This window comes from Yeosuana marina (assembly GCF_011762485.1).
Taxonomy (GTDB): domain Bacteria; phylum Bacteroidota; class Bacteroidia; order Flavobacteriales; family Flavobacteriaceae; genus Yeosuana; species Yeosuana marina.
Genome location: NZ_JAAKGI010000003.1, coordinates 583,632 through 591,630, shown reverse-complemented (window position 1 = coordinate 591,630; position 7,999 = coordinate 583,632). Strand labels below are relative to the sequence as shown.

The window sequence follows — 7,999 nt, the reverse complement described above, 5'->3', positions numbered from 1 at the left end:
CACCGTATAAAATAACCTTAATCCTCTCTTTTGTTCTTTCTAATTTATTTATCTAATTTAACAAAAGACAAACTTAAGATGTATAAAAATAATGCTAAATTAGGTGCTTAATCAAAGGTTAGTGCAATTTTGTTACGTCTGATTTTCCTTCGGAAAATCCTCGCACACAAAACCGCACTATTCTTATACTAAACCGTTGTGTGTAATTGCGAAAAACCGAAATCTACAATGAAATTGAACTTAATTTATTTGACTTTTATTATCGGGATTTTAAATATCTCGATAATGCATTCTCAATCTGACTTAAAACTTGTAAAGAAAAAAAACGGAAATACAGTTCATTTTACAATGGTCGATAAAACACCATTCGAAAGTGATTGCGACGGAATTTCGGATGATAAGGAAAGAACGAAATGTTTAGAAAAAAGTCTTCGTGACCAAATCTTGAATCTGATTGACATGGATTATGAATATTCTGGAGAAATGTATGTTTGGTTTACTGTTGACAAAAAAGGGAACGTAACAGATATTGCAACAAAAGGATATCCGAGCTCACCTGAATTTGAAAATGATATAAAAAAAGCAGTTACGGAATTAAATCTGACTAAATCGACTTACAGAAATCGTAAAGTTGATGTCAGATGTTATACTCGTGTTCTGCCAAAAATTATTGAACCGAAAAAATAACTACACACAACACCGTGTAAAAAACATTGCTTATTTTAGTTTAACCGTTTGGTCGTTGCTCTTTTGCTTGCTTCTGATTTTCCTTCGGAAAATCCTCGCTCACAAAACCGCAACGTTCCTTACACAAACTCGTTGTAACCAATATTGACAAACGCATATGGGAACTTGGGGAACAGGAATTTCTTCAAATGATGTTTACGAAGATATAAACTATGAATTCTTTGAATTATTCAATCAAGGAATGGAAGTTTCTGTAATTACCGAAAAGTTAATTCAGAAAAATAAGGAACTGATTAATTCACACGAAGACCAAAATAATTTTTGGATTACTTTAGCAAAATGTCAATGGGAATGTAAATCACTTGACCCAAAAGTTCTTAATCGGATTAAAGATATTGTCGAATCTGGAAAGGACATTGAATTGTGGAAAGAACTTGACTCTTCACAATCCGATTTGACTAAAAGAAAAAAGGTTTTAGATAGTTTTTTAAAGAAAATATCAACCGAAAAGAAGACAGCTCGAAAACAAAAAGTAAAAAAATCACTAAATGCAATTTTCGAAAAAGGCGATTGTTTGGTTTTTAAGTTAAGTGATGGAGATTATTGTGGTGTTTTCGTATTAGAATCGGAAAAAGAAACGGAATTCGGACTAAATTTAGTTGTTGTAACTGACATTAAGAAATCGGAAAAGCCAACCGAAAAAGATTTTGAAAACGCAAAACTACTATTTAGACTTGAACAGCAAATAAACAAAGAGTTTAAACCAAAGGAACAAATTAGTTGGTATTATGCTCAACATTTTAAAAAAGCAGAAACGGAATTTGAGAAAGTTGGACAATTAAAAGTCAGCAAAAATTATTTCTCAAGCAAAGACTATAAAAGTTTTTCGAATTGGGACAATTTGAAATTATTTCAAGATTACTTTTATTCTGACTTTGAAAATAATAGATGTAAAGTCGATGTGAAGTTGAGTAGTTTAAGAAAAAAATACTGGTTACAACACCGTATATAAAAAATTGCTAGTTTTACCTAAACCAATGTTAGTTGCTTGTTTGCTTGCTTCCGATTTTCCTTCGGAAAATCCTCGCACACAAACACGCAACTTTCCATATACAATCACGTTGTGCAACATTTTCCAAAAACCGAAAACGAATGAAAAAAACCTTTATCGTCCTTTTAACAACAGTAATTTTTTGGAGTTGTAAAGAAGAAACTAAAATCGATACAAACTACGTCATTGCAAAATTTCAAGAGAATGCGGACAATATAAATTTATTGGAATATCGAATGCAGAGAATTGACACATTTCCCCAAAGTGGAACTGTATGGAACAATACTGGATTTGCTCTAATCGAAAAAGATAAAAATGATAAAGTTTTTGGTTTTTCTTTTTATGGCAAAAGAGACGACATTGAAAAAGAATATATTTATGATGTTGGAAATGGATTCGAAATCTCTAAAACAGATAAAACCTATAAAGTAGAACCAGGGTATTTTGGATTTATTGGCAGTCCAGGTGGACAAATGGTTCATCAAAATATTTTCAAGCTTGACTCAATTTACAAAAACGTTTCTCTTTCAGAAACTGAAAACTCCTATTTGCTCTCTTTCGAATTTGAAAACGATACTGTTTATTATGCATCTGACAGAATAAAGGTTTTTGAACTGAATAAAGCGAACTTTTTCCCTATTGAGATTAAGCAAACATCAAGAATCCTTGGAAATAAAGCAGTCTCTATTGCAAAATTTAGTGATGTAAAAATCAATAAAAATGTTACACATTCAATAAAGGACTTGAAACAATCTTTTCAAAATTACACAATTATTCAGCCTGAAAAAAGAAAGCCAAATAAATTACTTGCGAAAAAACTGCCTTCATTAGAACTACCTGATTTATTTGATAAGAATAAAATCGTAAAGGTTAATCACGACAAATTGACTTTGATTGACTTTTGGGAAGTCTGGTGCGGACCTTGCATCGCATCATTTCCTAAAGTGGAAAATCTAAAAAATAAATTTTCATCTGACTTAAACGTAATCGGAATAGTTTCGGAAGACTACAAAAACGCCATCAAGTTGTTAGAAAAAAAAGAAACTACCTTTCAAAATTTGATAGGAAATAATGAATTGGAGAAAGAATTTGGTGTCAATAGTTGGCCAAGGTACTTTTTAGTTGATAAAAAAGGAATTGTCCAGAAAGAGTATTTTGGATTTTCGGAACAAATAGAAAAGGATATTAAAGAATTTATAGCCAAATAAAAACGTTGCACAACACCGTATAAAAAAAATTGCTAGTTTTAGCTAAACCAAAGTTAGTTGCTTGTTTGCTAGCTTCTGATTTTCCTTCGGAAAATCCTCGCACACAAACACGCAACTTTCCATATACAATCACGTTGTGTACCATTTGAGAAATGAAAATCGGAATTAATAACATATTTACTTCATTTTGGTTTTTAATAATGCTTCTATGTAGCGGAACTTTGACATTCTTATCATTCAATAGAAATATATTTACTGGTGACTTATTTATTATTTTGAAAATCATAATGGGGCTTATGATTTTACTTTTTATCGGAATCTTTTTTTATTCACTATATAAGTTTAGAATATTAATTATTGACAATAATAGTATCCTTTCCATCTATCCATTTTTATTAAAAAAAGAAAAAATTGACTTGACTAAAATTAAAAAACTGAAATTGGAAAACTTCTTTGCATTTAAAGGAACTGTTTACAGAAAGATTAAGATTACTACCTTTAGTGGAACGATGGAAATTACCGATTTGGAATTTGAGAACTTTGAAAAACTGACATCTGATTTAAAGTTAAATCGAAACAAAAAGAGAGAGATTGATTTAGAGCAAGCAAAATCCAATCTTTCCGATGTGAATTTCAACGTTTATTTACTTTCTGGACTTCTGATGTTTTTAATTTACAATACTATTTGGAATAGTGGATTCCATTTAATAATTCTGGCTTTTTTTATATGCAACGGAATTTTATTATATGCATCAATTAAACGGAAATTAGAATATAAAAGAATAATAAAAACGGTACACAACACCGTATAAAAATAATTGCTTTTTTGTGCTTAAATAAAGGGTGTTGCTTTTTTGCTCCTGCCGATTTTCCTTCGGAAAATCTGCCTCGCTTAAAAACGCAACTATTTTTATACCAAACCGTTGTAGCACATTTGGGAAACACGATGAACACAAAAACGACTGACTTTCTATTCGCATGTAAAAACCTATATTTTTCGGAAATTCATCCCTTTGATTTCAACAAATCGGACTCTGACGAATACGGAGGAATAGTTGAACTTGGAAAAGAAATAATACAAGAAATCGGACTTCAAAATTTTGCTGGATTTATTACGGAAAATCAATATCGCGTCGGAATATGGTCATCGTTTATAACTTTGGAATATGGAAAACCTGACCGAAATGAAATTTTAGAAATTAGCGGAACTGAAACTATATTTAAAGCTTGTTTAGAAAAAATTGAACAGAACGAAATCAATGAATTACCAACTGAAATTATTGAAAACAAAAAAAATTGGATAGGAAAAATAAAAACGTGCTACAACATTGTATAAAAATAATGCGTAAGTTTATTCCTCAATCTAAAGTTAGTGCTTGTTTGTTTGCTTCTGATTTTCCTTCGGAAAATCCTCGCACACAAAACCGCACTATTCTTATACGAAACCGTTGTGTGTAAGCAAAAAAAATGATGAACTTTAATATAAAAATAGGAATTACATTCGTTTTGTCCATTTTTGCCAACATTGTATTTGGACAAAATGACTCATTAAATACTGATTGGAATAAAATAATTGTTGGTAAATGGGTGAATAAAATTGAAAGGACAGCAGACGGAAAAGAATACGCAGAATTAAGTTGCCGAGATACAATTCAATATTTGTCGAACGGCAAATACATATCAAAACAGTGTGTCTGGAATGAAACTGGAAAGTGGAAACTGTCTGATAAAGGGGATGAAATAATCCATTTTGACATCAACAATGAATACTGGAAAAAAGAATTAGGAACTGACGATTTAGGAGAATCTCATTGCAAAATAATCTCATTAACTGAATCTCAACTAGTAACGCAATTATTTAGTGAAGATGTCGGCGAAATTCATCAATTTTATATAAGACTGGAATAAAAGCCTACACACAACACCGTATAAAAATAATGCTTAGTTTAGTGCTTAATCAAGGGTTAGTGCGTTTTGCTAGCTTCTGATTTTCCTTCGGAAAATCCTCGCCTTGATGGTTAATTAGAGGATTTTCTCTTACAATATACTTAAACCACTTGTAGCCGAAACTAAATTTATACCTTCAAAAGTAAATAAAGTTTATTAAAAGTATTTAAGTTTCAACTAAACATAAGAACATTTATAGTACAAATGTATTCAAAAGCAACAACCTTGCGACGACATTGTAACAGGTTTGCAACAACATTAAAATATACTCCTTCTTTTAATAACACCACACCAACAACAACTTTTCAATAACATTGCAACTGCCAAGCAAACCATAACCGGCATAGAAATAGTAAGAATGATAAAGAAAGATCAATTGTTGAATGCAAAGGCTTCAACCTACAAATCATTTATTTCCATAGCAGTTTAAAAGCTAAAACCATTTTAAGCTTTCCATGCTTATTTCTAATAGATGCGACGGAACCTAATATTTTGGGTATAACAAAAAAATACTATGACAAATCTATTTATTGATATAAATAAACAACATAACCAGTTTCAATATCATAAAATGGTTTTCTGCCATAAGTATCATTTTCAGCATTATTAACAGGTAAATAACGTACACCACTAATCAATGATTTAATTTCTTGTATATCTTTCTTTGTTGCTGGCTTTTTATATTCAGGAGTCAATAAATCTGAAACTATTTTAGCCGCTCCAGCTCCTGTTACGGCATTTCCGAAACCTGCCCAACTCATCTTTTCTGAGGGTGTTGATTGTATCATATCGTTGTTTTCTGATACAACTTTCAATGCTTTGATGCCATTATTATTGTTATTATTATTTTGTTTCAAATACCAATATCTGGACCTACATGAATTAGAGCAAAACTTTTGTACTCCACGCCTTTTTGGTATATATTCTTCACCACAATGGGTGCAAATTGGTATTTTTTTCATCTTTATGCGTAAATTATACGTTTAATTTACGCATAATTTAATCTTTTATGTTGATATTGAAAAATGTTTTTAATAATATTTTTTCTGCTTCCTCTTCTGTTATAAGCACTTTCTTGTCAGTGCTCTTTGTTTTTTTGTCTGTTGTGGTTGCTAAATGGGTGGCATTATTTAATTCGGTTGTCTTTTTTTCTGCATTGTTGATGTTAGATTTAAGGCTGTTATTTTGTTCAAGGCTTTTTAAAACATCTGGGAAATATGTTTCTATGATTTCATGGGCATTAAAATTGCCCTTGGGGATTGCTTCTCTATTGGGATAAAATTGCCTTACCAAAGCCTCAAAGTGCTTTTTGTAATTCATGAACTGTAAATGAAACAGTCCTATAACGGTATCATCTGTTTGAACGATTTGGGCCAGATTGGTGTTCATCCAATTAGTGGCGAAGAACAAGTACTCAACCAGCTCAAAATATTTGTTCAGCACATAATCGAACTCCTGTTTGTTGGCTTCACTCCGTTTCTCTATCAAATTGAATATGTTCTGTTCCAGATTACTGCCCTTCAGTAAAACCCTATTGTTGTTTCTGCCCTTTTTATACTCAATAGGGCCTTGGTAATAATCAATTACATATACTTTGTCGAGGACATCGTACTTTTTAAAAAAATCGACCTTTTCAATAATATCCTCGCGGATCTCATTTTTTGACAGAAAGAAAAACAGTTCATTCAGCAGGTTTGGGATCAGGTCAAGATAAAATTGATGTAAGGTCTGTTTGCTCATTTTCTTTTCTTGAATTTATTGGAATAATCCGAAGGCAACTCGGCATCTATGTCCCTTAGGTATTTCTCCAATGCCGCCATGGACGAATGCCCGGTTATCTGCATCAATTCACTCTTGGCCTCAAATGGTGATGATTCTTCTACCAGTGTCCTGTATAGACTGGTAATAAACGTGTGCCTAAAGCTATACAGTCCATAATTTTCATCCAAACCGAAAGGGTCTTTGACCACACGTTTAAATCGATTCGTAAAGTGTTCTCTCCTGCTGTCTTCGTGGGCGTCCCAAGTCCCTCCTATTTTACTTGGGGTAAATAAAAAAAGGTCTTTATCCATTTGTGATAGATCGGGCAATTCATTTAATATGATACTTGGAATCCTTTTGGTCTTCAATGGTTTGTTTTTTGCCTTAAAAACCACTATTTGCTCTCTTAGATTAATATCTCCGACCGTTAGTCTGCATACCTCCTTTGGACGCAAAAAGTTATAGGATATAAACTTGATAAACAGCAACATTAAAGGATCCTTTTCTTCTAGGTAACTGAATATTTCCTCTTGCTGGTCATCTGTATATGTTTTGTTTCTTTTCGGAATGGATTTTAATACGGGTATCTTTTTTATAAAGTTCTGTCCGATAATGTCATTGTCCTCCAGCACTTGCATGATGCTGCTCAAATCCGTTCTATAATTGTTCCTGTTACGTGGTGAGGTGTTGGCCAAAACATGGTTCAAGAACTCCGTTAGGATCTTTTTATCCAACGCTTGTACTGTTTTTATTTCTGGATGCGAGTCCGCCAGCCAATGTAAAAAGAGTTTAATCTTATTTTCATAGTTCTTTTTTGTGTTTGAGTTGATCAGCTTTTCCTTTAGTTTCAATCCAAAATCAAAGGCCTCCCTCAAATCCATGGAAGGTGTTTCTGTTGCTTCCTGTGAAGTTTTGGTGTCCTCCTGCTTTATGTTTTGTGCTTCTAACGGTTTTTCTTTTGAGTTTAACCTCTGGTATAGCTCCGTATTGTCTTCATAAGGGCTATAGCCTTGTTTTAACAGCCTTAACAGTACTTTTCTATAGGTCACCAATACGGAAAGGCGTTCCTCTTTGGTTTTATAGGTATTGGCGTCACCATAAAACGGGGTCACCCGTTTTAATTTTCCGGTCTTTGGATCTCGGAATGAAAAATAAACATACCAGCGCTTTGTTAGATCACCGCCAGCGGAATAGATTTTTGGGTTGGAAAAATTTCGTTTTAAAGACAAATCGTATGCACTTTCGTATTCACTTTCGTATGCAAATGTAAGAATTTGTTTAATTGTAGACATAAAAAAACGGTTTAGGAAAACTAAACCGCTGTTTTTAAATACTTTATACTTTG

General features: G+C 32.4%; 9 protein-coding genes. 6 read left to right on the top strand and 3 right to left on the bottom strand.

What is annotated here, in order from left to right; translation table 11 throughout:
• Positions 1–285 precede the first annotated feature (285 nt).
• From G5V56_RS07155 to G5V56_RS07130, 6 genes are all read left to right on the top strand, one after another.
• Positions 286–687 carry a hypothetical protein gene (locus G5V56_RS07155; protein WP_166963284.1) on the top strand — a complete coding sequence of 134 codons (402 nt, stop codon included), beginning with the start codon at positions 286–288 and terminating at the stop codon, positions 685–687.
• Positions 688–844: 157 nt separating this feature from the next.
• Positions 845–1,699 (top strand): hypothetical protein, encoded by an 855-nt coding sequence (locus G5V56_RS07150; protein WP_166963282.1) that lies wholly within the window; start codon positions 845–847, stop codon positions 1,697–1,699.
• 140 nt (positions 1,700–1,839) lie between these two features.
• The gene (locus tag G5V56_RS07145; RefSeq protein WP_166963280.1) at positions 1,840–2,946 is read left to right on the top strand and encodes a TlpA family protein disulfide reductase; all 1,107 of its coding nucleotides are present in this window, start codon (positions 1,840–1,842) and stop codon (positions 2,944–2,946) included.
• 440 nt (positions 2,947–3,386) lie between these two features.
• Positions 3,387–3,758 carry a hypothetical protein gene (locus G5V56_RS07140; protein WP_166963278.1) on the top strand — a complete coding sequence of 124 codons (372 nt, stop codon included), beginning with the start codon at positions 3,387–3,389 and terminating at the stop codon, positions 3,756–3,758.
• Between the two features lie 14 nt (positions 3,759–3,772).
• Complete coding sequence (locus tag G5V56_RS07135; protein ID WP_166963276.1) at positions 3,773–4,282, top strand: hypothetical protein; 510 nt, start codon at positions 3,773–3,775, stop codon at positions 4,280–4,282.
• 131 nt (positions 4,283–4,413) lie between these two features.
• The gene (locus tag G5V56_RS07130; protein WP_166963275.1) at positions 4,414–4,854 is read left to right on the top strand and encodes a hypothetical protein; all 441 of its coding nucleotides are present in this window, start codon (positions 4,414–4,416) and stop codon (positions 4,852–4,854) included.
• Positions 4,855–5,420: 566 nt separating this feature from the next.
• Here the strand turns inward: G5V56_RS07130 and G5V56_RS07125 are convergent.
• From G5V56_RS07125 to G5V56_RS07115, 3 genes are read right to left on the bottom strand one after another with little or no spacing between them, the layout of a single operon-like run.
• On the bottom strand, positions 5,421–5,855 hold the full coding sequence (locus G5V56_RS07125; protein WP_166963274.1) for a hypothetical protein: 435 nt from the start codon (positions 5,853–5,855) through the stop codon (positions 5,421–5,423).
• A 37-nt stretch (positions 5,856–5,892) separates the two neighbouring features.
• Positions 5,893–6,633, bottom strand: a complete 741-nt coding sequence (locus tag G5V56_RS07120) for a hypothetical protein (protein ID WP_166963273.1) — start codon at positions 6,631–6,633, stop codon at positions 5,893–5,895.
• A complete protein-coding gene (locus G5V56_RS07115; protein WP_166963272.1) occupies positions 6,630–7,946 on the bottom strand; it encodes a tyrosine-type recombinase/integrase in 1,317 nt (438 codons plus the stop codon). The genes G5V56_RS07120 and G5V56_RS07115 overlap by 4 nt, the downstream gene beginning before the upstream one ends.
• Positions 7,947–7,999 lie beyond the last annotated feature (53 nt).

Bases quoted from the DNA above. Each gene is read 5' to 3' on its own strand.
- G5V56_RS07155 (WP_166963284.1), top strand. From the start codon at position 286: ATGCATTCTCAATCTGACTTAAAACTTGTAAAGAAAAAAAACGGAAAT.
- G5V56_RS07150 (WP_166963282.1), top strand. From the start codon at position 845: ATGGGAACTTGGGGAACAGGAATTTCTTCAAATGATGTTTACGAAGAT.
- G5V56_RS07145 (WP_166963280.1), top strand. From the start codon at position 1,840: ATGAAAAAAACCTTTATCGTCCTTTTAACAACAGTAATTTTTTGGAGT.
- G5V56_RS07130 (WP_166963275.1), top strand. From the start codon at position 4,414: ATGATGAACTTTAATATAAAAATAGGAATTACATTCGTTTTGTCCATT.
- G5V56_RS07125 (WP_166963274.1), bottom strand. From the start codon at position 5,855: ATGAAAAAAATACCAATTTGCACCCATTGTGGTGAAGAATATATACCA.
- G5V56_RS07120 (WP_166963273.1), bottom strand. From the start codon at position 6,633: ATGAGCAAACAGACCTTACATCAATTTTATCTTGACCTGATCCCAAAC.
- G5V56_RS07115 (WP_166963272.1), bottom strand. From the start codon at position 7,946: ATGTCTACAATTAAACAAATTCTTACATTTGCATACGAAAGTGAATAC.